Below are 3,017 nucleotides of genomic sequence, written 5' to 3' on the forward strand. Positions count from 1 at the left end.
TGTTGATGTTCCTCATCTTGCAGATGGGAGAATTATCGTTAACCCCCAGGAGTTTGAAGCAGTAGAGTACCAGATGATCAGGGATAAGATCGATGTCGGTGTGCTCTATCCATTCATTACTGATACAAATATTGAAGATATCACCTGTGATGGGCTTGGCCCCATATTCATTGAGCATAAGATCTTTAAAGGATTAAAATCAGTTGTCGGGTTTGATAACGAACCAGTTCTTGATGACTTCTGTATTAAACTCGCAGAGAAATCGCGACGTCCGATCACCTATCGCAATCCGATTGTTGATGCCACCCTCCCTGATGGTTCCCGTATCAATATCGTGTATTCTTCTGAGATCAGCAGGAGAGGGAGTAATTTCACCATCCGTAAGGCAATGGATGATGTTATCTCGATCACCAAACTTGTTGAGTTTGGAACCTGCAGTTATTCCCTGGCTGCATACTTGTGGATCTGCATTGAGAACGGCATGTCCCTGTTCATGTCAGGGGAAACCGCAAGCGGTAAAACAACCAGTATGAACGCACTCACTACCTTCATATCCCCTGAAGGGAAGATTGTCAGTATAGAGGATACTCCTGAAGTTATTATTCCTCACCGGAACTGGTCACGTGAAGTTTCAAAAGGGAAAGGCAAAGGTGAAGGAGAAGGTGGGGATGTTACCATGTTCGACCTGCTCCGTGCTGCACTGCGTCAGCGACCAAACATGATCATCGTCGGAGAAATTCGTGGTGTCGAAGGGTCGGTGGCATTTGGTGCGATGCAGACCGGACACCCGGTGATGTCCACATTCCATGCTTCATCTGTTGAAAAACTCATCCAGCGTCTCACTGGAGATCCTATCAGTATCCCAAAAACTTTCATCGATAATCTCAATCTGGTCGTGATTCAGAGTGCGGTACGCAGACCTGATGGGAGTATGGTACGCCGTCAACTGGCAGTAAGTGAACTGGTTGGATATGACGCTGAAAGTGGAGGTTTCTCGTTTGTGGAAGTTTTCACCTGGGATCCGGTTACTGATACCCATGAATTCACCGGGAAAGGCTCAAGCTTTCTGTTGGAAAGTAAGATCGCTACTATGTTAGGTATCCCTGAACACAAAAAGGCACAGATCTATATGGAAGTAGAGAAACGTGCAAAAATTCTGGAACGCCTGCATAAAGCCGGGTATACCGATTTTATTGAACTCCATAATATGCTGACCAAACTGAAAAAGCAAGGTCTGCTCAATATCGACATATGAGGATTTGACCATCGTGTTTGAGAGTATTTTTGATCGTATCCGTAAAGCGAACAATGGAACCATCCCGTTTGAGGGGACAGTCCGGACATTTCGTGCTAAATTATACAAATTTTTTGTTGAAGACAAGATGATGGGCTCTGATCTGCTCTTCATGCTTACGTACATGGCAGCAATCCTCACTGCCAATGCATCCCGACCTGAAATTTTTTCCTATACTGGTGCCCGTCGTGAGTATGTTTCAACCAAATATATCTACCGTGCTGATATCCTGGTTAAACGGTGGGGGTACAGTTATGTGGAAGCGCTTGTTAACGTAGCCAAGAAGATCGAGAATGAGATGCTCTTCTCGATGGTAAACCGGTATGCAAATGCAATTGAGTCAGGAGTTCCTGATGAAGACTTCCTGACACGTGAACTGGATACTACACGTAATGTGTATCGCTCATCGTATGAACAGGGGCTTGAGATGTTGAAAAAGTGGGGTGATGCTTATATCTCCCTGCTCTTTACCGGAGCTTTGGTTGGCATCATTATCATGATGTCAATTGCCATCTATGCTCCAGCTGATGTGCAAGGCACCCTGAACATGTCATATATGATCATTGTATCGATATCTGTGCTTGGAATCACCACCATGTTCAAGGCAGTGCCTAGTGATCCAAAGACCCATGGACTACCCCAGGGATCTCCTGAACAGAATATGATACATCGGATGGAACGTAAGGTTGTTCCGATATTGGCTGTGATTGTTCTTCTGCTTCTACTCCTGGGGATGAATTATGGTCTTATACTCATGCTTATCGGCATGCTTCTCTTTCCTCTTGGTATCATCGGGTTTATTGATGATGGAAATATTACCCTTCGTGACGCGGAGTTTCCGACATTTATTCGCAGTGTAGGCGCTATTCAGGGTGGAAAGGGGACGACCATCGGGCCGGCATTAGCAGAGATAGAGAAAAAATCATTAAAAACCCTTGAACCACTGATCAACGGGGTATATACCAAACTTAACCTGGGGCTTGATGATAAGCGGAGTTGGCAGCGGTTTATCAACGACAGTGGTAGCTATCTGATCTATAAATATCTGAATATTTATCGTGATTCGATTGAGATCGGAGGAAAAGCCGAAAAAATTGGTGAAGTTGTGAGTTCTTCTATGCTGGATCAGGTGTTACTGCGGGAACACCGGCACACACTATCAATGGGTTTTATCACTCTTCTGGTCCCGATGCACGCGATGATGGTCTCGCTTTTTATTGCCCTCTACCAGGTTCTGGTAACTATGTCAGAAGCGATCACCTCAAAAATGGCAAGTCTCGGTGAGGCCAGTGCAGCGTTATCTTCGGGTCAGGGAGCTTCAATTGCTTCTTCTGTATCTGGCAGTCTCTTCGTCTTTGCAAATTTTGATGCAAAACAGATGGGTACATATGTAGTAATAACAACAACCCTGTTATTGATAGCGAATACGTTTGCAGGAAAGGTCGTATCCGGAGGAGACAGGTCACTGCTCTACTTTTTCGCAAGCCTTCTCTGTGCTGTAACAGGAATAATCTATATCGCAGCCCCGATCATTATCACAATGTTATTTAAGATTCCCACCTTTGAAGGAGTATAAGGATGGTTCAGCTAACAGATTCTACCCGTCGTCTCATCATTTTTATTACCATAGTGCTCGGCGGTTCAATTCTCTTAATCTTCGATATCCCGGTTTTGTACCTGATGATGGTTGTGATTGGGCTTGCTCTTAGTCTGATGATTGCAA

General features: G+C 44.7%; 2 protein-coding genes. Both read left to right on the top strand.

The annotated features are described in order from the left end of the window. Positions 1-1,255 (top strand): type II/IV secretion system ATPase subunit (locus tag LUQ50_RS07650; RefSeq protein WP_300038652.1); only part of this gene is annotated, 1,255 nt, incomplete at its 5' end. A gap of 13 nt (positions 1,256-1,268) precedes the next feature. Further along, positions 1,269-2,870, top strand: coding sequence for an archaellar assembly protein FlaJ (gene flaJ, locus LUQ50_RS07655; protein ID WP_300038655.1), 1,602 nt, complete (start codon positions 1,269-1,271; stop codon positions 2,868-2,870). Positions 2,871-3,017 lie beyond the last annotated feature (147 nt).

The organism is Methanospirillum sp. (assembly GCF_028679455.1).
Lineage (GTDB): Archaea > Halobacteriota > Methanomicrobia > Methanomicrobiales > Methanospirillaceae > Methanospirillum.